The 23,403-nt window shown below is 34.4% G+C and carries 16 protein-coding genes; 13 read left to right on the forward strand and 3 right to left on the reverse strand.

Features of this window, described 5'->3' with window-relative positions; translation table 11 throughout:
• Positions 1 to 877 precede the first annotated feature (877 nt).
• Complete coding sequence (locus IRZ80_RS08100; protein WP_194641051.1) at positions 878 to 4,951, reverse strand: hybrid sensor histidine kinase/response regulator transcription factor; 4,074 nt, start codon at positions 4,949 to 4,951, stop codon at positions 878 to 880.
• Between the two features lie 368 nt (positions 4,952 to 5,319).
• On the opposite strand from IRZ80_RS08100, the gene IRZ80_RS08105 reads away from it, so the two are divergent.
• Together IRZ80_RS08105 and IRZ80_RS08110 are read left to right on the forward strand one after the other, a co-directional pair.
• Positions 5,320 to 5,817, forward strand: coding sequence for a 2'-5' RNA ligase family protein (locus IRZ80_RS08105; protein WP_228520838.1), 498 nt, complete (start codon positions 5,320 to 5,322; stop codon positions 5,815 to 5,817).
• Between the two features lie 328 nt (positions 5,818 to 6,145).
• Positions 6,146 to 7,336: a thioredoxin family protein gene (locus IRZ80_RS08110; protein WP_194641052.1), complete on the forward strand. Its 1,191-nt coding sequence runs from the start codon at positions 6,146 to 6,148 to the stop codon at positions 7,334 to 7,336.
• A 103-nt stretch (positions 7,337 to 7,439) separates the two neighbouring features.
• On the opposite strand, the gene IRZ80_RS08115 is transcribed toward IRZ80_RS08110, so the two are convergent.
• Positions 7,440 to 8,144 (reverse strand): LytR/AlgR family response regulator transcription factor, encoded by a 705-nt coding sequence (locus tag IRZ80_RS08115; RefSeq protein WP_194641053.1) that lies wholly within the window; start codon positions 8,142 to 8,144, stop codon positions 7,440 to 7,442.
• The gene (locus tag IRZ80_RS08120) at positions 8,144 to 9,178 is read right to left on the reverse strand and encodes a sensor histidine kinase (RefSeq protein WP_194641071.1); all 1,035 of its coding nucleotides are present in this window, start codon (positions 9,176 to 9,178) and stop codon (positions 8,144 to 8,146) included. The genes IRZ80_RS08115 and IRZ80_RS08120 overlap by 1 nt, the downstream gene beginning before the upstream one ends.
• Before the next feature lie 162 nt (positions 9,179 to 9,340).
• Here IRZ80_RS08120 and IRZ80_RS08125 point away from each other — a divergent pair, with 162 nt between their 5' ends.
• The 11 genes from IRZ80_RS08125 to IRZ80_RS08175 all read left to right on the forward strand — a co-directional run bounded on the left by IRZ80_RS08125 (position 9,341) and on the right by IRZ80_RS08175 (position 23,075).
• A complete protein-coding gene (locus tag IRZ80_RS08125) occupies positions 9,341 to 10,726 on the forward strand; it encodes a TolC family protein (protein WP_194641054.1) in 1,386 nt (461 codons plus the stop codon).
• A gap of 11 nt (positions 10,727 to 10,737) precedes the next feature.
• The gene (locus IRZ80_RS08130; RefSeq protein ID WP_194641055.1) at positions 10,738 to 14,019 is read left to right on the forward strand and encodes an efflux RND transporter permease subunit; all 3,282 of its coding nucleotides are present in this window, start codon (positions 10,738 to 10,740) and stop codon (positions 14,017 to 14,019) included.
• Between the two features lie 92 nt (positions 14,020 to 14,111).
• Positions 14,112 to 15,188 (forward strand): efflux RND transporter periplasmic adaptor subunit, encoded by a 1,077-nt coding sequence (locus IRZ80_RS08135; RefSeq protein ID WP_194641056.1) that lies wholly within the window; start codon positions 14,112 to 14,114, stop codon positions 15,186 to 15,188.
• Between the two features lie 264 nt (positions 15,189 to 15,452).
• Positions 15,453 to 16,418 (forward strand): DUF3800 domain-containing protein, encoded by a 966-nt coding sequence (locus IRZ80_RS08140; RefSeq protein ID WP_194641057.1) that lies wholly within the window; start codon positions 15,453 to 15,455, stop codon positions 16,416 to 16,418.
• Positions 16,419 to 16,789: 371 nt separating this feature from the next.
• Positions 16,790 to 17,665 carry a hypothetical protein gene (locus IRZ80_RS08145; protein WP_194641058.1) on the forward strand — a complete coding sequence of 292 codons (876 nt, stop codon included), beginning with the start codon at positions 16,790 to 16,792 and terminating at the stop codon, positions 17,663 to 17,665.
• A 235-nt stretch (positions 17,666 to 17,900) separates the two neighbouring features.
• Complete coding sequence (locus IRZ80_RS08150) at positions 17,901 to 18,581, forward strand: hypothetical protein (protein WP_194641059.1); 681 nt, start codon at positions 17,901 to 17,903, stop codon at positions 18,579 to 18,581.
• 154 nt (positions 18,582 to 18,735) lie between these two features.
• Positions 18,736 to 19,104 carry a hypothetical protein gene (locus IRZ80_RS08155; RefSeq protein WP_194641060.1) on the forward strand — a complete coding sequence of 123 codons (369 nt, stop codon included), beginning with the start codon at positions 18,736 to 18,738 and terminating at the stop codon, positions 19,102 to 19,104.
• Positions 19,105 to 19,454: 350 nt separating this feature from the next.
• Positions 19,455 to 20,090 (forward strand): Crp/Fnr family transcriptional regulator, encoded by a 636-nt coding sequence (locus IRZ80_RS08160; protein ID WP_194641061.1) that lies wholly within the window; start codon positions 19,455 to 19,457, stop codon positions 20,088 to 20,090.
• A 349-nt stretch (positions 20,091 to 20,439) separates the two neighbouring features.
• Positions 20,440 to 20,844 (forward strand): hypothetical protein, encoded by a 405-nt coding sequence (locus IRZ80_RS08165; RefSeq protein ID WP_194641062.1) that lies wholly within the window; start codon positions 20,440 to 20,442, stop codon positions 20,842 to 20,844.
• A gap of 194 nt (positions 20,845 to 21,038) precedes the next feature.
• Entirely contained in the window at positions 21,039 to 21,455 is a 417-nt protein-coding gene (locus IRZ80_RS08170) for a helix-turn-helix domain-containing protein (protein ID WP_228520839.1), read from the forward strand.
• Between the two features lie 564 nt (positions 21,456 to 22,019).
• The gene (locus IRZ80_RS08175; protein WP_194641063.1) at positions 22,020 to 23,075 is read left to right on the forward strand and encodes an NAD(P)-dependent alcohol dehydrogenase; all 1,056 of its coding nucleotides are present in this window, start codon (positions 22,020 to 22,022) and stop codon (positions 23,073 to 23,075) included.
• The last annotated feature ends 328 nt before the right edge of the window (positions 23,076 to 23,403 follow it).

Below are 23,403 nucleotides of genomic sequence, written 5' to 3' on the forward strand. Positions count from 1 at the left end.
TTAATTTTTAAACTATTCAATAGTATCAGGCAGTATTATTAAACTATTCAATCTTGTAACTGCTCCGTTTTATTCTTGTTAGTTTGTCCTGTTCATTTTTTATTTTCTAAATAAACAAGAGAGCTGGTTTTGTTTGGATTTAATGAATCAAATCATTTAAAGGATTTAACAGCTTCCTTTCTGCTAAATGTCCTTCTTTGTTCTGCAATAAACTATTGCAGTAAAAAAATGTTCTTTGGGTTTTTGTCATACGGTTTTTAGATTAATTGTTAGGGTTTTGGTTATTTATAAGTGTTTGTTTTACATTTTTAATTTTTAAGAAAAAAAATTATTCGCTGGAACTGTCAAAACTGATTCGCTGACAGAATACAAATAATGTTTTTTAATTAAGTGTTTTTTTAATATTCCGTCTTTCGACAGACTTTTAATAATCAATTCAAAATTTATTATAGACTACGAAAACGATTTTTATTTTGATTAAAATATCCTTTTACAAAACTTATTAAATTGACAATAATATAACGTTGTAGTAACTATAAGTGCAAAGTAATGGCTAGTTCTAAAGTTTCATGAGGGGTAAATTGGAAAAAAAAGGAGGTCAAATTGGCAATCAAATAGTTTAAAGTTCGAAAAAATACGAAATAACAAAAAATAGTAAATATTTTTTAAATGATATGTAATTATTGTTTTACAGAACAAACAGATTCATATTTTTAAAATAATAGTGTAAATAATCTATCTTTTAAGATTAGGGAGACATAATGACGAATAAAAATGAAAATACCAGACTATGATTATTTATTTTAATCTTAAACAAATCACATCTAGTTAAAAAAATCTAAAATACAATGAGGGAGACTCCCCTCCGATTCAAATATTATTTGACAATATTTAAATCGGAGTTAAAAGAGTTTTTGTATTTCTTGATATATTCTGACGGCGTCATTCCAAAAAGTTTAACAAACTGCTGCCTGAAATATTTTGGATCTTCAAAACCTACTTCAACACTTGCCTGAGCGATATTCATATTTTCGGTAAGCATTAACATCGCAGCTCTTCTTATTCGGATGGACCGTATAAACGCATTTAATGTCTGCCCGGAAATAATTTTAATTTTGGTGTACAGTGTTCTATGGCTCATGCCCATTTCGGCGGCAAAATTTTTAATCGTATAATCACGTTTGTGAATATTAGCCTCAATAACAGCAATACATTTTTTTAGAATTTCCTGATATTCGGCTGGAACCTTCTGCGTATTTTCTCGAAGTGTAATGCTATCCAGAAAATAAGTCCGCAAATTACTGCGGCTTTTCAGCAGTGATTCGACACGGGCGACGAGTAAATCATCGTCAAACGGCTTTGTTATATAATCATCGGCTCCGTCGCTTATTCCCTGCAGATGTGTTTCCGGATTTTTGGATGCTGTCAATAATATGACTGGAATATGGGATAAACTGCTGTTTTCTTTTATTTTTCGGCATAATTCAAGTCCATCCATAACATCCATCGCAATATCACTGATCACCAAGTCGGGCATGTGTTTTTTTGTCAGTTTTAAACCTTCTTCACCGTTATCTGCACTATATATTATATGTGTTTCTGAAAATAGCTGAATCAAATAATTTCTAATATCTGTATTGTCATCTACTATCAAAAGGGTTCGCTTTTCAGTGAGCATCACTTTATGCAATTCATTATCCGGAGCAGATTGGCTTGAAGCCTCAACAATATCTTCTACATCATCAGTCATTAATTCTTCGACCAAAGGACTCAATTTTGGAATAACAATGCTTATATGCAGATCTTCAAAATGATCCTGACCTTTTAAAAACGTGAGCTTAAAAGTACTTCCTTTTCCTATTTCGCTCGTACAGCTAACTGTTCCTTTATGTTTTTCGACAAAATATCTAACAATAAATAACCCGATTCCAAAACCAGAACTGCCTCCTACCGGCACTTTTGAATTCACTCTTTTAAATTTCTCAAAAATAGTTTCCAAATCATCAGCTGCAATTCCAGTCCCGCTGTCTAAAACTTCGATAATTACATCTGTTTGATTTTCGGACAAATGAAGACTGATTTCTCCCCCGGCAGGAGTGAACTTGAAAGCATTTGAAATCAAATTAAACAAGGATATTTCAATTTTCTCATAATCTCCTATTATTTCAATATTGTTTTCCGGTATCTGAAAAGTATAATCAATGTTTTTATCTTTTGCCTGATTCACAAAACACTGATGAATTTCATAACAAAGATTATTGACATTTATAACAGACATTTTGAGTTCATCGGCATCATTTTCAGCTTTACGAAAAAGGAGCAGCTGATCTACTAAACTCAAAAGTCTTCTTGCATTTCGATGTGCTATTACCAAATCAGTCACCGAAGAACTATTTTCTACATTTCCTTTTTTAATAGCCTTTTTTAATGGATTTATGATCAAAGACAAAGGCGTACGGAACTCATGAGAAATATACGTAAACATTGATGACTGCTTTTCGGCAACTTCTTTTTCTTTGGCCCTTTCTAATTCGGCAATTTTTACCTGATACTTTAATTTTTCCTTGTTTTTATTATATCGGATGTATCCATAAATAATTCCTGCTCCCGCCAGTAAATAAAAACTGTATGCCCACCAGGTTCTATACCATGGCGGTGAAACAATAACAGTGATAAGGCTTTTTTCTTTGTTCCAGCCTCCTCTAAAATTAGTTGTTTTTACTTTGAAAACATATGTACCCTCTGACAGCCTTGCATAATTTGCTTTCCTAGCCTGACCTACATAATTCCAGCTGTCGTCCCACCCGTCTAAATAGTAAGCATAATTAATTTTATCGGCATTGTTATAATCCAATGCCACAAATTCTATTGATAAAGCTGTCTGGTCATATGGCAGTTTCACTTCTTTGATTCTGCCGGAATCCCATTCAGTAATTAAATCGTTTTTATTTTCTTCAATAGGCTGATTGTTTAAATAAAAATCTGTCAGCAGTAAATTATTCTTCTGGCTGAACTCTTTTATGTCTTCTGGAAAAAAGGAGTTAAAACCATTTATCCCTCCAAAAAGAAATTCTCCGCTAGACAATTTCAAACCGGCATTGAAGCTAAATTGATTACTCTGCAGTCCGTCATTTGCTGAAAAATTCCTAAAAGTTTTGGTCTTTTTATCAAATCGGCAGATCCCGTTGTATGTACTCATCCATAAATTTCCGGATTTATCCTCCAGCAGTCTCAAAATCGTATTAGAAGGCAGACCGTCATCTGTAGTCAGCCTTTTGAAGGTATTTGTTTTTCTGTCAAACAGCACCAGCCCTCCTTCCTGAGTTCCCAGCCAAAGATTTTTATCCTTATCCTCGTGTATGCATCGTATAGGATTTCCAATTAGAAACTTTTGGTATTTTCTGCTTTTTTTATCGATAGCTAATAATGACGTATAATTACAGCCCCAAAACTTACCGTCACTCGCCTCAACAAGGCACTGCAGGTTATCAATGGTTTTATTAAAAAGCATAAAACTGTTTTTAGCTCTGTCAAATAAATACAATGAACCCTCATTGGTCGCACTTGCCCAAATATCTCCATCGAAGTCTTTATATACAAACCAGATGTTTTTCTCAATCTGTCTGGTTGATGGATTGTAGCACGAGAACTGGGTAATAGTATTTGATACAGGATTAATCCGGTTTACTCCCCCGGCCCAGGTTGACACCCAGATGTCATTATTATTATCCCTTATTATTCCTGTGATAAAATTACTGCTGATTTTATGAGAGGAAGCGGCCGTAGTGCTATAAATGGTATAGGTATTGTTTTTTTTGTTCCAATATTTCAAACCTGCTCCATCTGTCCCTATCCAAAGATTCTTTTTTTCATCTTCGCAAAATGACAAAATGAAATTTTCGGCGGGATCGCTGTCTTTTACATTATATCGGATGTTTTTAAAATATTTCGGACTGCTGCTTATCATGCTTATGCCACCTCGCAAGGTGCCTATCCACATATTTCCTGAAGCATCTTCGTGCAGACTCCAAATCGAATTACTTTTTACAAGCTGTCTGCCTTTGGACAGACTATAAGGAACCGCTTTTTTACTTTGACCGATCACTTTATAAATACCGCTTCCATCAGTTGTTACCCACATTTCTTTCTTCTTGTCAATACGGATATCCGAAACTGTAGAATTAACCGGCAGATAATTTGAGGATAAAAAATTAGTCCGTGTGTCAAAAGAATAAAGCCCTTCGTCTGTCCCCAGCCAAAGAACTGCATCAGCAGACAGCTTCATGCATTTTACCTCTCTCGATAATGAATAAACAACCTTTAGTTTTTTGGAATTATAATTATACTGGCAGATACCCACATTTCTAACATACACCCAGCAGCGATTATTCTTTGAATCATTTTCAAGAACCGTGGCATTATAATTAAACAGCGTTTTGCTGGATAGTTCAAGACCCACAGACTTTCCCGTATAGGAACCGTTCTCATAAATAAGTACTCCAAAATTTTGTGAAGCGACCAATACCTGATCTCTGGAAACTGCCCGAATCTGATGCACTACATCTTTTAAGTTCTGAGCGGCGCTATTTTTTGAAACAAAGGCAAGAGGATGAAAAATAGCTTCTCGTTTATCAAAAACGCAGGCACCATTTGCACCGCCAACCCATATATTTTTTTTAAAATCTCCCTCAATATGATAAATTGTATTGAACGCCAATGAGTTTTTATCATTAATCTTATTGCGGTACACTTTAAAATTATAACCATCATAACGGTTTAATCCATCATAAGTTCCAAACCACATAAAACCGTCACTATCCTGATAAATTGTAGTAACTGAATTATTAGACAGCCCATCAGATATATCAAGAAATTTAACGGAGTATTCTTGCGAAAAACCGTTTATAGAAAAAGTGAGTAACAGTATGAAATGCAGGATAAAATTCTTCAACGAAGTAGGTTTTAATATTATTTTTAATACGTGTAAAAAACACAATTAAAAGGCCAAATTTACCAATAACAAATAGAAACAGCGAAACAAAATGATTTAAAACTGCTCCTTTTTATTAAAATGAGCATGCTAAGTTAGCAGGTATTTGAGTTAAAAACAAACAAATCAGACTTTAAACACTTCTTCAAGGAACAGACTGTATTTTTTATAAGAATACTACTCTACTTGAAAAATTAATCTTCGAATTTTCTTAAATTTCCGGCTTGCCGGCAAAAAACTTTACTTTTACATATTAAAAAAAATACATTGAAAAGCTATATTCTCTCGTCATTCATCCTCCTGAGGAAATCCTTATTTTGGTCAAATCCATGAAAAAACAATTGGCTGGCGAAGTGGGCTGGTATAATAGTAAAAATTCTGTAGGGCACATTACCATCTGCGAATTCAAAGCAAATGAGACAGCGATAGAAATCATCAAAAAACAAATTGGCAAACTATGCAATCCTTTGATTCCTGTCGAGGTACACCTAAATGAATTTGGTACATTTCCCAACGGTGCCTTTTTTATAGCACCCAACAACAATTCGAAAAAGGATTTGAAGCACATCATGAAGCATTTTAACAAATCGCTTCAAGTTCTGGATATGAAAAAAAGTGATAATCCGCATCTTTCCATCGCCCGAAAACTGAGTCCCGAAAATCTCATTAAAGCCAATGGGTTATTTACCGAAGTTAATCTGCATTTTGTTTGTGACAGTGTCGTTTTGCGCCAATTTGATGAAAAGGTAAAACAGTTTTTTGCAACTCATACTTTCAAATTCGGCAGTAATCCGACTCCAGAAGTTATTCAGGGAACGCTTTTTTAAAGCTAATACTTTTTAAAAAAAGTTTTCGGAAGACTAAATTTAAGCGCTGTTTCTCAATCCGATAAAAGAGAAATCTCCGTTAGAAACTCGATAAAGATTTCGGATTTTGATTACTGAATTACTTATGGAAATTCCTCTCTGGCCGAAATAACAATATTGTGCATAACGAGGCTTCTTCTATTTTTAAAATCTGTTTGATCTCCAATAAACAACTCATTTCATTAGTACATATTTATGATTTTTTTGATAAAATCAAAAAAGCTGGAAAAGTAAAAAACACTAAATTGCAGTTTCAAAAGGAATATTATTTTTCCCAAATATACTATCAATGAAATTCACCATTCAACATACTTTTATCATCGCTCTTTTGTTTTTTGTCTCAGTCATGAAAGCACAAAAAACATCAATAAACTTCATTGAAAACGATTATAAACTGGCATTAGAACAATCCAAAACATCTAAAAAACCTATATTCATAATGGTTTATGCTGCTTGGTGTTCTCATTGCAGTAAAATGAAAAGTACGGTTTTAAAAGAACCCAATGTCATTGCTTTTTACAACAGCAATTTCATCAATGTAATGATGGATTCTGAAACTCCTATTGGAAAAGAATTCATGAAAAAATACAACATAAAATCTTTCCCCATTTTCCTGTTTTTGGATGAAAAAGAAACCCACCTGTACAGCACCGGAGGTGAATTTACCACCGAGGAATTTATTGCTGAAGCCCAAAAAGCTTTAAACCCAAATACGCAGATCCCTACTTTGGAAAAAAAGTTTAATGAAGATATAAGCAGCCCTGAAAACTGCATTATGTACTTAAGTGTTTTAAGAAAAAGTATTGATTCGGATAAAAGTGATGAAGTTACTGCCAGATATTTAGCTACCCAATCCAAAGATCAGCTGATAAGCCCTATCAACTGGAAAATTGTCGCATTTGGCGTGAATGAATTGAATTCAAAAGGTTTTGAAACCATCATCAGTCATCAAAACGATTTTGCCAAAGCAGCTTCGCCAAAAAGAGTCGAAGCCAAAATTCTAAATGTAGTCAAGAAAACATTAACCCAAAACATCAATTATTTAGATTCCATCGGCTATTCTAAAAACAGAATCCTTGCAAAAAACATCAATCTTGCAAAAGCAGATTCTTTGGTTTTCAAACTTGATTTACAAATGTATGAAGTCACAAAAAGCTGGAAAAAGTACGAGCAGACCACTTTAGAATCGGTAGAAAAATGGGCTTGGAATGATTACCAGACGATTAATAGTATTTCCAAAATTTACATTGACCATATCACAGATAAAGAGGCCTTAAAAAAGTCAATTTTGTGGGCAAAACGATCAGTTGAGATTAACAATTCAGCCGAAAACACTCTTTTATTGGCGAGACTTTACAACAAAATCAATGATAAAAAAAGTGCAATCGAAAATGCACAAAAAGCCAAAAACATTATTATCGCTATGGGATGGGATGCCAAAGATGTAAATCAATTTCTAAAAGAGTTAGGCACAAAATAAATCTGTTAAAAAAACTTTAGAAACTGAAAGCAAAAAGCCTGCAAGAAAATACTCTTAGCAGGCTTCCTGTTTGAAATAATTGAGTTAGTAAGCACGTTTATTTCTAAATTTTATTTTTCAATCGATCAGTTAATTCCCGTTTATAGGTTATTCCAATAGGCAGTTTTTCCTTTTTGATAAGGACAAAATCCTTCTCGGCATCGTCAATTTTATCGATTGCAGCGATATATGATTTATGGATTCTGATAAAGTTTTTTCCAGGAAGCTCTTTTTCTAATTCGGCAGTAGTAATCGACGCTAAATACACTCTTTTTGCCGTAAACAGCTTCACATAATTACCAAAACTCTGTGCATATAAAAGTTCGTCCAGTGCTATATCAATCATATAACCGTCAACCTTTACTACAATTGAATTGACGATCATTTCTTCGGGTTCAGTTTTGATGATTTCCATGGAAAAAAAACGCTCAACAGCTTTCAGAAATCTTGGAAAATAAATCGGTTTCAAAAGATAATCAATCACGCCGTAATCATAACTTTCCAAAGCAAATTCGGAGTAAGCTGTCGTTAAAATCGTTTTGGGATGATTCGGAATAATTTTCAGCAGTTCCATACCTGAGATTTCGGGCATATTGATGTCCAGAAACATCAGATCCACCTTATTTTCCCGAAGATAATCCATCGCTTCAATGCCGTTATAGCCCTGAAAAACCAATTCTAGCTGCGGATTTTGTTTGATATAATTTGCCAAAACATAATGCGCTGCCGGCTCATCGTCAACAATAATGCATTTTTTTGGTTCCTTCATTATACAATCTTTTTTAGCTGCAGTTTCAAATCCACAATATAAGTATTTTTATCGTCTTTGATGTCCAGTTCATAGCTTTTTCCATAAATCAGATTCAAGCGTTCGATGGTGTTTTTTAAACCTATTTTAGTAGAAACCACATCCGTTTTCTTCGGAATGGAATTGACTGCATGCAGATGAAGCAGTCCGTTTTCGACAGTAATAATAATTCGGACAAAACATTTTTCAATGGCGCAGGTACCGTGTTTAAAAGCATTTTCGATAAAAGCAATCAACAGCATCGGTGAGACTTTATAAGCGTTCTCGTTGTCAATTTTGCAGTCATACGTGATATCACAGCGATACCCGACGCGCTCTTTCTCGAGTTGAATATAGCTATTGATAAACTCCAGTTCATCTTCAAGTGACACACATTGTTTGTTATTGCTTTCCAGCTGATAACGCATCAGCTGTGAGACCTTCATAATCAGATCGGGAGTTCTTTCTGGAAATTCTAGGCTTATTCCGTAAAGTGTATTGAAAGTATTGAATAAAAAATGAGGATTCAATTGTCCTTTCAAAGCATTCAGCTGCATCTGATTGAAAAGCAGTGTTTCATCGGTTTGTTTTTTATTAATTCTGTAGAATTTAAAAACAATTATCGGACTCAAAATACAGACCAGAGTTCCCAAAACACTCGCCAGCTGATAAATATAACTTCTTTGATGCGAGTTTTGATACAAATGACATTTGGCAAACATATCCAAACCTGTAATTTCATATAAAACTATCGAAAACACAAATACTCCCAAGAGGGTTAAACCAATATATGCCAGCGGTCTTTGTTCTTTGAATAATACAGGAAGTATAAAAAAACGGTTGAACTGGGCATGCATATATAAAATGCAGTAGAAAAAAATCCCCATCAAAATGGAAACAAAAGAACTGAATAACATCCAGTCATTTTTCAGGGTATAAATCGTAAATGAAAAACTGACGACGGCAATTTCCTGCCACCATTTATTCTCCATTATATCATTAAACTTTTTGTTCATTTTCATACTTAAATAGTTTACAAATTAACTGCTATTTTTTAATTATTATTACCAATAAATGACCAATTGAATTGGTCATTTATAATTGCAGTACATCATTTAAGGAGGCTTATATCCGGTTAAGAGAAATAATTTTGTTTCATAATTTCACATTTGAGTTTTATGTATTTCAACAAAATTACCTTATTCATTTTCCTGATTTTTGCCAGCTCCGGCTTTTCACAAACCCTGTCTTTGAAAGAAGCACTAAAAACAGGTCTTGAAAACTACGGCTCTGTAAAAGCAAAAAGCAATTATAGCAAGGCTTCGCAGGAAACACTTAAACAATCCAAACGCGATTATCTCCCAAATCTGAATCTTTCTGCACAGCAGGATTACGGAACAATCAATGGGCAGAATGGTGCTTTATACGGTTTTAACGGTTTAGGAACTGCTTCTTCTGGACCGGCACTTCCGGAGCAGAACTGGAATTCGGCTTTTGGAGCATTATATCTGGTGAATATGAACTGGGATTTTTTTACTTTCGGAAAAGCACAGGAAAAAATCAATCTGGCCAAAGCTGATATTCAGGTTAAGGAAAAAGATCTGAATCAGGAAAAATTTCAGCAGCAAATCAGAATTTCATCGGCTTACCTCAATTTATTAGCAAGTCAGCGATTATTGATTTCACAGCAGAAGAATTTGAGCCGTGCCGAAGTTTTCAAAAAAACCGCTGTAGCCCGCGTAAAAAATGGATTATTGGCCGGAGTCGATTCTACCTTGGCGACAGCCGAAGTATCAAAAGCTAAAATGGCTTTGAATCTGGCTCGGAATTTCGTCAAAGAACAAAACAATAAACTGGTCGATCTGATGGGCGTTGCCCCGCAGGATTTTATTGCCGACACGCTTTTTGTTAATCAGATTCCAAAACAATTGGCTTTCGCCGAAAAAGCGCCAGACAGCCTGCATCCGCTATTGCAGTTTTATAAAACAAAGACAGATTACAGCAGTCAGCAGACCAAATTATACAAACGTTTTTACTATCCTACGGTGAGTGCATTCGGCGTGCTGCAGACCCGCGCCTCTGGTTTTAATACCGGTTATGCTATCGATCAGACTGCTTTTACCAAGAACTACTGGGACGGCGTAAATCCGGATCGTTCCAATTATTTAGTCGGAATTGGAATCAGCTGGAACCTGACCACTCCGTTTCGAATGAGCAGACAGGTACAGGCGCAAAAATATGTTACCGAAGCTTTGAAAGAAGAATACAATCAGGCGGACAGAGAATTGAAATCACAGCTGAATTTTGCTAATGATAAAATCAAAATCACTCTGGAAAATTATGCCGAAGCGCCTGTTCAGGTCAGCGCAGCTCAAAGGGCTTACGTACAAAAATCGACTTTATACAAAAATGGATTAACCGATCTGACCGATTTGACACAAACTATGTTTACGCTAAACCGTGCCGAAATTGACCGTGATATTGTGAATAACAATGTCTGGCAGTCTTTTCTGCTGAAAGTGGCAGCAACGGGCAATTTTGACTTATTTATAAATGAATTTTAATTAAAAACCAGATGAATTTAATACGTTTTGCACTCCGCAAACCCATCTCTATATTGGTATTAGTAGCCGGTTTATTTTTCTTCGGAATTGGTGCCATCAAAGACATCAAAGTAGATATTCTCCCGAAAATGAATCTGCCGGTAATCTACATTGCGCATCCGTTTGGAGGTTATACGCCAGATCAGATGGAAGCCTATTTTGCCAAAAATTATGTGAATATTTTACCTTTTGCCAACGGTATCAAATCGGTCGAAACCAAGAACATTCAAGGTTTAATGATTATGAAACTGACCTATTATGAAAATACCAATATGGCACAGGCCGCTGCCGAACTGGGTGCACTTTCAAATAGAATACAGGCTGGATTTCCTCCGGGGACACAGCCACCGTTTATCATCCGTTTTGATGCTTCTTCCCTGCCGATTGGTCAATTGGTTTTGAGCAGTAAAATACGTTCCAATAACGAACTGCAGGATTTGGCCAACGTCTATGTCCGTGCTTCGTTTACTTCAATTCCCGGTTTATTATCGCCGGCACCTTTTGGCGGAAGCCCAAGAACTGTCGAAGTTAATGTAGATCCCGATTTGCTCCGATCGCACAATATGACACCCGATCAAATCGTGGAAGCCATTCGTGTGAACAACCAGACTGCACCTTCAGGTAACGTGAGAATCGGCGATGTCAACTACATTTCGCCAACCAATAATACGATTAAGGAAATCAAGGATTTCGAACAGATTCCGCTGTTTAAAGGCGGGGTTCAGAACCTAAAATTAGGTGATGTTGCCACGGTAAAAGACGGTGCCGATATTACTAACGGTTATGCCTTGGTCAACGGAAAACGCTCCGTTTACATCAGTATTGCCAAAGCCGGAGATGCTTCGACCTGGGATGTGGTTCAGAAATTGAAAGCCGAACTGCCAAAAATTCAGAGCACGCTTCCCGAAGATGTTAAATTATCATATGAATTTGACCAGTCGGTTTATGTAATCAATTCGGTTAAAAGTTTAATTACTGAAGGAATAATTGGAGCGGTTTTGACCGGATTAATGGTACTGCTTTTCCTTGGTGACCGCCGTGCGGCTTTGATTGTAATTCTGACGATTCCAATTTCGATTATTTCGGGCGTTTTGTTCCTAAAATTATTCGGGCAGACCATCAATTTAATGTCATTGAGCGGACTCGCATTAGCCATCGGAATTCTGGTAGATGAAAGTACCGTAACGATAGAAAATATCCATCAGCATCTCGACATGGGAAAACCCAAGGCACTCGCTATCTGGGATGCCTGTAAAGAAATTGCATTGCCAAAATTATTGATTCTGCTTTGTATACTTGCCGTATTTGCTCCTGCCTTTACAATGGCTGGGATTCCGGGAGCTTTATTTTTGCCCTTGGCATTAGCAATTGGATTTTCGATGGTAATTTCGTTTTTATTATCACAGACTTTTGTGCCTGTAATGGCGAACTGGCTGATGAAAGATCATCCGAAACACCAACATGCACCCAATATTACCGACGATGAAGCCGAATTCAATCAATGCGGTTTAACACCTGAATCAGAGAAACAACTGATTACTCAGAAAAAAGAGTATGTTGAAAGAACTGATACTGACGGAAACGGAAAAATCAGTGCTTTTGAGCGTTTCAGAATGCGCTTCATGCGCACGCTTGAACGGTTGTTTCCTTACAAAAAAGCAGCTGCTTTAACGTATTTGATTGCAGCAACTATTCTAGCTGTTGTGTTTATTTCGTTCATCGGAAAAGATGTTTTCCCGAAAGTAAACTCAAGCCAGTTTCAGCTGCGGATGCGTGCTCCCGACGGAACCCGATTAGAACGTACCGAAGAAAAAGCCATTTTGGTTTTGAAAGAACTGAAAAAAATGGTCGGCAGTGAACATATTGGAATATCGTCTGTTTATGTGGGCCAGCACCCGTCTTTGTTCTCGATTAATCCAATTTATCTGTTCATGGCAGGTTCTCACGAAGCCGTTTTTCAGGTGAGTCTGAAAGATTATCATGCCGATATGGATGAATTTAAAGACGAGTTCCGAGCGCGAATCAAAAAAATACTGCCTGATGTAAAAATGACTTTCGAACCAATTGAATTGACCGATAAAGTGCTGAGCCAGGGCTCTCCTACTCCAATCGAAATCCGAATTGCTGGAAAAGACAAAAAACGAAATGAAACCTATGCGAATCAAATCATAGAGAAACTGAATAAATTTCCCTATTTCCGTGATGTGCAGATTGGTCAGCCGATTCATTATCCGGCGATGAATATTGATATTGACAGAACCCGTGCTGCTGAACTGGGCGTGGATATGAATGATATTTCGCGTTCGCTGATAGCTTCGACCTCATCATCAAGATATACCGAAAAGAATACATGGATTGATGAAAAATCAGGATTGTCGGTGAATGTTCAGGTTCAGGTGCCGCTGAATCAAATGAAAAGCAAAACCGATATAGGGGAAATTCCGGTATTGAAAAACTCGCTCCGTCCTGTTTTGAGTGACGTTGCCAAAATTACACCCGGCTATGTGAGCGGTGAAAATGACAATTTAGGGGCCATGCCATACATCACTGTTACAGCAAACATCAACAAAACCGACTTGGGGACGGCGACAAAAGATGTGGATGCAGTGATAAACTCACTAGGCGAATTACCTCGTGGCTTATTCATCACGCCTATTGGAATGAGTAAAGTATTGAGCGAAACATTAAGCAGTTTACAGGCTGGATTATTAGTTGCCATCTTTGTAATCTTCTTAATGCTGGCCGCTAACTTCCAGTCGTTCAAAGTGTCGCTGGTGATTCTAACCACAGTTCCGGCGGTAGTTTTGGGAGCACTGCTAATGCTTACGATTACCGGCTCAACGCTGAATTTACAATCGTATATGGGAATCATCATGTCGGTTGGGGTTTCGATTGCCAATGCGGTTTTATTGGTTACCAATGCCGAACAGCTGCGAAAAATAAACGGCAATGCACTCGAATCAGCGCGTGAAGCGGCGGCACTGCGTCTTCGTCCGATCATTATGACTTCGGTGGCGATGATTGCGGGTATGTTACCAATGGCAATTGGTCATGGCGAAGGAGGCGATCAGGTGTCACCGCTGGGAAGAGCAGTTATTGGCGGACTGTTATTCTCCACCTTTGCCGTGTTATTGATACTGCCGCTGATTTTTGCCTGGGCACAGGAACATACCACGACACAATCGGTTTCATTAGATCCCGAAGACGAAGAAAGCATTCATTATATCTCATCATTAAGTAAGTCGAAAGTTTGAAAGTCATAAAGCTGAAAGTCTAACGTAGTAATTCGATACACTTTTATTCTTTCCGCCTATTTATTAAAAAAGACATCATATAAAAGCAAAAAATGAAAAATAAAACACAATATAGCGCGCTGTTTTTTTCAGCATTATTTCTCCTTAACAGCTGCAATTCAAAGAAAGAAGAAACTGTTGTTACAGAAATCGAACCTAAAACAGAAACCTTTCTTTTGCAAAAAGAAAAACTAACCACCGAACTGCGTTTACCAGCCGAATTAACAGGTTTCCAGCAGGTGGATCTGTATGCCAAAGTGAGCAGTTTTGTGAAGGTATTGAAAGTTGATATTGGATCAGAAGTGAAGAAAGGACAGCTGTTGATTGTTCTGGAAGCACCCGAAATCAGTTCACAGCTGGCGGCAGCCGAATCGAGATTAAAATCGATGGAAGCGATTTATGCAACCAGCAAAAGCACCTACAGCCGCCTGTATGAAACGAGCAAAGTAGAAGGAACGATTTCCAAAAACGATCTGGAAATGGCAAACGGCAAGAAAAACTCGGATTACGCACAATATCAGGCAGCAATTGCGGCGCACAAAGAAGTTTCGATTATGAAAGGCTATCTCGAAATACGCGCTCCTTTTGACGGTGTTGTGTCGGCAAGAAACGTGAATTTGGGAACCTTAGTTGGCCCTGCTTCGAGTTTGCCGTTATTGACAATCCAGCAGCAGGACAAACTGCGTCTGGCGGTTTCTATTCCGGAGCTGTACACGGGTTACCTGCACCAGGGCGACGAAATGAGTTTTAATGTAAAATCACTGCCGGATACTTTTAAAGCGACGATTCAGAGAATGTCCGGTGCTCTGGATTTGAAACTGCGTTCCGAAAGAGTCGAAATGGATGTGCACAACACCAAAGGCAGTTTACTGCCCGGAATGGTAGCCGAAGTCCTGTTACCGCTTAACGCCAAAGACAGCACCTTTGTCATTCCAAAAACGGCATTGGTGAATTCAGCGGAAGGTATTTTTGTTATTAAGGTTGTCAATCATAAAGCCACCCGAGTGGATGTTAAAAAAGGAAGAGAAATCGATGATAAAATTGAAATATTTGGTGATTTGAATTCGAATGATAAAATGGTAAAAATTGCCAGCGAAGAAATTAAAGAAGGTGATGATATAAAGGAATAATCTTTAATAGTTAATTTGTGGTTAAAGTGCTGTAAGACTTTAGGGTTTTATGGCACTTTTTTTGTTTTGCAGTACCTGTTTTATAATACATTTTACGAAAAGATGTGGATGGGTTGTAAGAAAAAATGAATATATTTGGAAATAATAATTAGGCACAAACATTCACATATAAACCCAAATTCGGTCGGTTGGTGAATGTTTGTATCGAATATAAACGAGTTAGTGGCTATTTTTCCGCAGAAACAGATTAAATAATAAAATATTATGGATTTTGAAATTGACGAAATTAGAGAACTGACAATTGATTCAAATCAATTAGAACATACCGAAAAAACATATAATTTCTATTATGACGAAACCAATAATATTAGAAAATTCTATTTAAAGGAAAATGATTTTAATGATTCTTCCAAAAGTAATTTTGTACTTGGTGGAATTGTTTTTGAAACTACTAAAACTGATTTTCGAGATTGTTTTAATAAATTAAATTTACAATACAATGTAACTGAAGTAAAATTAAAAAATCTTGCTACAGGAGATTTTATTTCTTGTCTTAAATCAAAAAAGCTTAGGATATTTTTAGATTTTTTATTTCATAGCGATTTATACATTCATTATTCATCACTTAACTTTTTATATTTTTCATTAGTCGATATTGTAGATTCAGCAGAAAGCGAATCAATTGAACGAAATTTTGATTTTAAAGAAAATCGTGAACTAAAAAACATATTATTTAAGATTGCGAAAAAAGAAAAAGAAAAAATCGTTAAGTTATTTTTTTCTTTCGAATATCCTAATGTAAAATCTGAATCAATTAGCGATTTTGTATCTATATTAATTAGCATTTTAGAACCCTATTTAAGTGAAAAAGAATTCCAAGAAAAATTACCAAAACTGATTAAAATTCTAAATGAAGCTAAAGAGGTTGGTAAAATGCCATTTATTACAGATGAAGAAGACCATCAACTAATTAAAAATTTCATTCATTTTTATTTACGTACAATTTATATATTTAAAAATTCAAATCACGTTTTTGATAGAGAAGTGACAATTGAAGAACTTCTCAAAGACTATAAGCTTAAATCAAACACAAAAAATTTTAAAAATTATGTTTTTGACGACTCAAAAAATAATTTTTTTATTCAAGCATCTGATATATTTATTGGCGTTTTAGGTAAGTATTTTAATTTCATAAATGAAAATACAATTGATGAAATTAAAAAATTTTAGATATTTTAGATGATGTTCAATTTTCAAATTTTGAACTTATTTTAGATATAATTCAAAAATCAGATAAAAAAAACAGAGCTTTTATACATAATACACTTAGTAATGAAGAAATGGAAAAAGAATATATTATAAACAGATTCTTCAAATAAAACAGCCACTAACTGCTACTACAACGGATTTGGGCAATAAGCTTAATGGAAAAATGTTTTTGTATTTGGAGTGTTTAGCAAATCCGAAAAATGGTCTTAATTTAACCCCAAACCCGCTGTAGTAGCAACACGTTATAAGCCATTTATTTTATGAGAAACCTAAAAACAACGACATTCTTTTTGTTAATACTCTATTTTTCTTGTAAAGAAAATACTCCTGATATGACATTTGAAAAAAGTCATATGGAAATGCATCAAGAAGACGAAAAAATTTCAGAAGAAATACAAAATTTCGAAGCTGTTTTAACTAAATTATATAGCGAATCTGAAAAGAATCCTAATAGAGTGCTTTTAAAAATTGACAGTTTATTTACTGCAAACCAAAATGAAACAGATAAATACAAATCCCAAATTAAACCTAACATAAACCGAAGCTTACATAGTTTTAAGGCAGAGTTGTTTTATCATATTGACAAGTACAAAGAATCGATTAGGGAACTAAATTTCGAAGATGACAAAACTGGAAATACAGCTATTTCCTATGCTGCAAATTATGTAAAACTAAAAGACTTCAAAACAGCTAAATCATTTATTGACAGCATTGGTAATTCGAATGGTGACTATTATGCGATTGGGAATTATTATGAAAGTATAGGAGACAAAACATCTGCTCTTAAAACTTATAAGTATGGTCTAAAAGATGATAAATCGAGAAAACACTTTATTTATTACATATGGACTCAAAAAAGAGTTGAAGAACTTGAAAAAAATAAGCCTCTATTGAATGAAATTTTTTTTCCTACTGGAAATCCAAGTTTTGAAATTTGTGAGATTTGTAATGTTGATAATGAAAAAAGAGAGAAGATCATGAATCTATTGATAAAGATGCCCGAAAATCAAAATTGGTCTTCAACTACCATTTTAGAATCTCCATATGATAGTGGAAAAGATTATTATTGGATTAGAGTAACAGCAGGAAATAGAGAAAGAAACTATTACGTTTATCCAAAGAATTATGAAATAAAATACTTTAATGCAAAAACTAAAACTTTGAAGACACTGGAAGAGTGGCGAAAAGGAAATAAAAACGGCTTATAACCGTCGTTTGGTAATATGGCGGGATTAGGTTTAATTTAAAGATGGTTTTGTACTTGGAAAATAGTCATTAACTGAAAGATTTTGCTTCCTTAAATCCGCCTCATCGCATTCTAACGACGGAAAAGCGGAAAAATGAAAGGAATTAATACAAAAAAATAGTTTTTTTTTTTAAATATATGATTTACAGAACATTAATAAAAAGTTAGTTAGGATTTTAGTTGAAAACGACAGAATTATGAAATTAATAAAAACACGCATTGTCTTAATAATAACTTCTATAATTATTTATTCTTGTAAAGAAAACAAATTAGAAAGCAATTCAATAGACTCTATACAAACCAAAAATTCAGAAGTTTCATTAGACATTAATGAAGACAAATTGAAGTTTTCAATTGATGATACAATAAAGAATTCAAAAACATATTTTTTTTCAAACTCTAAATCTAAAGACTTGTTTTTGTTGACTATTAATCCTGGAACTATTGAGAGTTCAAAGTCAGAATTAAAAATTATTACAAAAGAAAATGAAATTATTTACAAAGAATCTTTTCAAACATATTACTTCATAAAAGGTATAGAAGAGCCCAAAACAATTCCGACTAGTTCTCAAAAGGAATATGAAAAATACATCAAAAAATATATAAAGTCTTTAACTGCCAATCAATACAAATCTTATTTCAACAAGAACGTTAATGATTTCTTTGATAATGCTGTATATCCGATTCAAAAAAAGAAATATAACGAAATAAAAGATTGGGAAGAAGATATTGAAGATAAAGAATTTCTTAATGAAGTTTTTACTGATTCAACAGTAAATGTTATTGACATAGTTTGCTTTGACTGTGATGAAGGCGGAAAAATGATTGGATATTCAAAAAAAAACAACAAAGTAAAAACACTTTTAGAACATGATTAAATAAAAACGTCCTACAACCGTCGTTGGCAATATGGCGGGATTTGGCTTAATTTAAAGATGATTTTGTACTTGGAAAATTAGTCATTAATTAAAAGATTACGATTCCTTAATCCATCACAACGTTAAGCGAAATTGCACAAAAAAATCAGTAGAAATGACACCGCCTGAAACAACTTTTTTTGAAAATATAATTAATCAACTTAGCATTGAAAGATATGATTTGCTACATCATAACTTTGCCAAGATTGATTTAGATACCTTTTTTGACATTGTCAATGATGATTTTATTGAAAGAATGCACAAAGTATTTCAAAACATAAATTCAATACTTCAAAAATCAAATTTTAATTCAGATTTACTTTTTTTTTATTGGACATTAGCCGATCAAATATATCATGGAGAAAATTTTGATCAATTCGATAATGAATTGTCAGAAGCCAAAAGAATTTTAAAACAAAGTGATTTGAAATCTGAATATAAAGATTTATTACTTCAGAAAATTGAACAACATTATTCGTTGTAAAAATAAATCCGACCGCGCAGATCTACGAAACGATCACGCAGAATTGCATTCTATGCCCGCAAAGTGATGCAGACAAAGCATATAAAAATATTCAATTGCCAATTCGAATGGGCACATTTTGCAAAACTGCTCTAACGAGTGCTTGCCTCTGCGCCTCTGCCAGAAATTAGGCAAAGGCGCAAAGAACATAAAGGATAAAGTTTTTGAAAAACATTCAAAACTAATTTATTCTGTAAAATGGTACTAGTCACAGATAGTCATATAAAATTATGATTAGACATGTAAAAAAATAGACTGAAAAAAACCTTTCTTGCAACGAATATGTTAAAGTATATCATACAACATATTTTTTGAAATTTCAGCAATATTTTAGCACTAAAACCGTACGAAAAATTGATGTGACTAATAATATTGACACTATACGCCGGCTAATTTTAAAATATATCGAAATTGATGATTTGGAGTGGCTCTATTGCTCTTCTCTTTTCAGTATTGAATATATCAATAAAAAAGATGTTCTTCTTCTTCAGGGTTCGACATGTAGGAATGTCTATTTTGTTATTAGCGGATTGCTTCGAATTTATTTTGTGAATTACAAAGGAGAAGAGAAAACATTTCATTTTTCGATTGAAAATACTTTTGCAGCTGATTATGAAAGCTTTCTAAAAGATATTCCTTCAAGTTTTGCTATTCAAGCTCTGGAGGATACAATTGTAATGAAGATTACTCTTGAAAAACTGGAGGATTTTTATAAAAAAGTAAGAAATGGTGAAAAACTTGGCAGACTAATTGCTGAAGACTATTTTTTTATTGTTAGTGATAAAATAAAAGCAATTTATACCCAGACTCCCATAGAAAGATACAATGCAATGAATGCAAAATTTCCAAAAATATTGCAGCGCATCCCACAACATTATATTGCTTCTTATCTTAATATTAGTTCCGTTCATCTTAGCCGCTTAAAGAAATACGCTGCAGAAGAATAATTACAAATCGATAACAAATGTTATCAGTTTAATCCGCTTTACATTGTTCCTTTGTGTTATAATTAATGAAAATCAATCATTAACTAATTTGCTATAGTCTTTCAAAGTGGTTTATAAAATACCTGAATTAAGATTTTTTTTATTAAAACTATATTATAACTAATAGTTATATTCTATGATTAAAATTGTAAGAAAATCAAATTAATATAATATAGTTTTACTGAAAATAATTTTCCCATTACGTATAAAAACTAAGCATACTTTGAATTGAGTAAAATCTATTTCTAGCAAACTTCTACATTTTTTATTCCAAACTAAGATATTCTATCTTAACAACTATTAACATACTATGTTTACAATTCTTACCTATAACAACGTCCAATTTCGCTATGGTTCAAAAAGCTGGAATTACACTTTTGATGAAATTGAAGAACTGAGTCTAGTAAAAAAAAACAAATCCTACAGTAAAGAGAATTTTGCTTTTATCTCTGTTACAGCACTAGCCTATTATTTTATGCTTTTCTCAAATTTAATGGATCTGTATTATATAATCCCAGCCATCTTGTGCTATTCCGTCATTATTACATTGCGTTTTCATGACACTTCTAAATTTGAATTTTATGTATTTGTAAAAGACATTTATAACAAAGAAACTATAATTAAAATTAAGACAACAGACAGAACAAAAATTGGTAAACACATTGATTTATATTTGGATTTAAAGTTCAAAAAATTAGTTTCCCAAGAAATTTAATACCTCAAACAGCTTATGTTATATACAGGAATTTCCCAATACGATTTTGTTTTAATAGGCATAGCGGTAGTTTATGGTTTTATTATTACAACAAAGAAAAAATAAAAAAATATTTTTAAACCCTACTTTTAAAATATTTCAAAATTGAACATTTAAAAGACTCTGCATTTGTATTGAACCCAAATACAAACTACATGGATAAAAACACCCCAAATAATATGAGTACTTCATCTATTAAAAAAAAGATAAAAAACATTAGAGAGCTGAAAAATTACACTCAGGAATATATGGCTGAACAGTTAGGTATCACTCAAGCAGGTTACAGCAAAATTGAAAAAGGCAAAACAGATTTAGGATACAGTAAACTCGAAGAAATTGCCAATGTGTTTGGGCTTACTGTAGAAGCAATAATTAGTTTTGATACTCAAAAATATTTTAATAGTTTTAATAATGTGAACGGGAATTACAATGGCAATATTCTTATAAACTCAGAAAATCAAACAACATTAAAAAAACTTTATGAAGATAAAATTATCCTTTTAGAAAAGCTTCTAAAAAGAACCAATTCAGAACTAGAACGCTATGTGGATCAGTATGGTGAATTAAAATAATTACCATCTCAGAAAGTTTCTGATAATAAGTGTAAAAATTTAATTAAAAAAGACCCGATAGCGATATAGACAACGATAGCACAGAATTGCATTCTGAGCCCACAAAGTACAGCAAACAAAGCATATAAAAATGTTTTAATTACCAATTAGAGTGGGCTAAGTTTGTAAAACTGCGCTAACGAGCACGCAGAACTAACGGCTTATTAATTTCCCGAAGATTGTTATTTGTTCAGTGCGCAATTATTCAGGTGTAGAAAATGATTTAGATGTGGTATGCTGCATTTATTTTGATGTTTTTAGAAATTCAAAAGACAATTATTCTTGCTCTGCTTTACAGGGACAGAAAACAATTCACTATGCAGATTAATTGAAACAGCAATTCTTCCATTGACTGGTTTTAATTCGGATAGTGATGTAACCGCAAAAAAATCAATCAGCATACAGTACAAAAATAATTGATAAAATATTTGAATTTCTTAAGTATTGGATTGTTTTCCATAAATCGAACCATACTCAAACAATTAACTTTGTATAATGGAATAACGCACTTATAATTAAAAAAATATGGAAACTATAAATGTAAAAGCTTACGGAACCGCATCGGCTGATGCGGCTCTGGCACAAATGGATATCCAGCGCAGAACCGTTACGGCAAAGGATATTGAAATTGATATTCTGTATTGTGGTGTCTGCCACTCTGATCTGCACACCGCCAGAAACGACTGGGGATTTACAACTTACCCAACTGTTGTTGGTCACGAAATTGTAGGGAAAGTGACCAAAGTAGGAAGCGAAGTAACGAAACTAAAAGTGGGTGATTTTGCAGCTGTGGGCTGTATGGTAGATTCGTGCCAGACTTGTGACAGCTGCAGACAGGATTTGGAGCAATATTGTTCGAATGGATTTACAGGAACTTATAATGGTAAAGACAAACATTTGGGAGGAATGACCCTTGGCGGTTATTCGGAGAAAATTGTGGTAGAGGAACATTTTGTCCTGAAAGTGCCAGCAAATCTTGATTTGGCCGCCACAGCGCCTTTATTATGTGCAGGAATTACAACCTGGTCACCGCTCCGTCACTGGAAAGCAGGGAAAGGAAGTAAAGTAGCCGTTGTAGGATTGGGCGGACTTGGTCACATGGCAATAAAGCTGGCCAAAGGTCTTGGTGCCGAAGTAACGCTGTTTTCGAGAACTCCGGGAAAAGAAAAAGATGCTTTGGAACTGGGTGCCGATTCAGTAATTATTTCTACTGAAGCGGATCAAATGAGAGCTGTAAACGGAAAATTTGATTTAATCATCGATACCGTTCCTTATATCCATGATATCAATCCTTATGTGGGAACTTTGAACACAAATGGAACACTCGTAATTGTAGGCTATCTTGGAGGAATAGAACCGTTTCTAAACACAGTTCCGATGATAATGGGACGGAAATCGGTAGCAGGATCTTTAATTGGCGGTATTGCCGAAACTCAAGAGATGCTCGATTTTTGCGGTGAACACAACATTGTTTCCGAAATTGAATTAATCAAAATACAGGACATCAACGAGGCTTATGAAAGAATGCTGAAAAGCGATGTCCGTTATCGTTTTGTGATAGATATGGCATCACTTAAATAAGCTGCTGTCATTCTAACTTTTAAGACTTCAGTAACTTTACCGCTAGTTCCTCAGTGGCTCAAAAAAAAAACCGTTATCACTTAAATATAAGCGGTAACGGTTTGCTGAAAAAAAATTAACCCTGTCTCAGATCTGCACAACGATAGCGAACTGACGAAGTAATACTAAGTTATCGGAGTTTTGCTGACAAAAATTATGACCCAGACCTTGTGAATTTTCTTTTTTCTAAAACTAAACCACTATGGACTGAAAGTCCGTAGATTTGGTTAGGCAGACTGAAAGTCTGCAAGATTGGATTGCGAAAATTGATTAAATTTTGCCACAGATT

The organism is Flavobacterium sp. HJJ, from assembly GCF_015351475.1.
GTDB lineage: Bacteria > Bacteroidota > Bacteroidia > Flavobacteriales > Flavobacteriaceae > Flavobacterium > Flavobacterium marginilacus.

Bases quoted from the DNA above. Each gene is read 5' to 3' on its own strand.
- IRZ80_RS08125 (WP_194641054.1), top strand. From the start codon at position 9,341: ATGTATTTCAACAAAATTACCTTATTCATTTTCCTGATTTTTGCCAGC.
- IRZ80_RS08175 (WP_194641063.1), top strand. From the start codon at position 22,020: ATGGAAACTATAAATGTAAAAGCTTACGGAACCGCATCGGCTGATGCG.
- IRZ80_RS08110 (WP_194641052.1), top strand. From the start codon at position 6,146: ATGAAATTCACCATTCAACATACTTTTATCATCGCTCTTTTGTTTTTT.
- IRZ80_RS08115 (WP_194641053.1), bottom strand. From the start codon at position 8,144: ATGAAGGAACCAAAAAAATGCATTATTGTTGACGATGAGCCGGCAGCG.
- IRZ80_RS08170 (WP_228520839.1), top strand. From the start codon at position 21,039: ATGGATAAAAACACCCCAAATAATATGAGTACTTCATCTATTAAAAAA.
- IRZ80_RS08165 (WP_194641062.1), top strand. From the start codon at position 20,440: ATGTTTACAATTCTTACCTATAACAACGTCCAATTTCGCTATGGTTCA.
- IRZ80_RS08140 (WP_194641057.1), top strand. From the start codon at position 15,453: ATGGATTTTGAAATTGACGAAATTAGAGAACTGACAATTGATTCAAAT.
- IRZ80_RS08145 (WP_194641058.1), top strand. From the start codon at position 16,790: ATGACATTTGAAAAAAGTCATATGGAAATGCATCAAGAAGACGAAAAA.
- IRZ80_RS08150 (WP_194641059.1), top strand. From the start codon at position 17,901: ATGAAATTAATAAAAACACGCATTGTCTTAATAATAACTTCTATAATT.
- IRZ80_RS08155 (WP_194641060.1), top strand. From the start codon at position 18,736: ATGACACCGCCTGAAACAACTTTTTTTGAAAATATAATTAATCAACTT.
- IRZ80_RS08105 (WP_228520838.1), top strand. From the start codon at position 5,320: ATGAAAAAACAATTGGCTGGCGAAGTGGGCTGGTATAATAGTAAAAAT.
- IRZ80_RS08120 (WP_194641071.1), bottom strand. From the start codon at position 9,178: ATGAACAAAAAGTTTAATGATATAATGGAGAATAAATGGTGGCAGGAA.
- IRZ80_RS08130 (WP_194641055.1), top strand. From the start codon at position 10,738: ATGAATTTAATACGTTTTGCACTCCGCAAACCCATCTCTATATTGGTA.
- IRZ80_RS08135 (WP_194641056.1), top strand. From the start codon at position 14,112: ATGAAAAATAAAACACAATATAGCGCGCTGTTTTTTTCAGCATTATTT.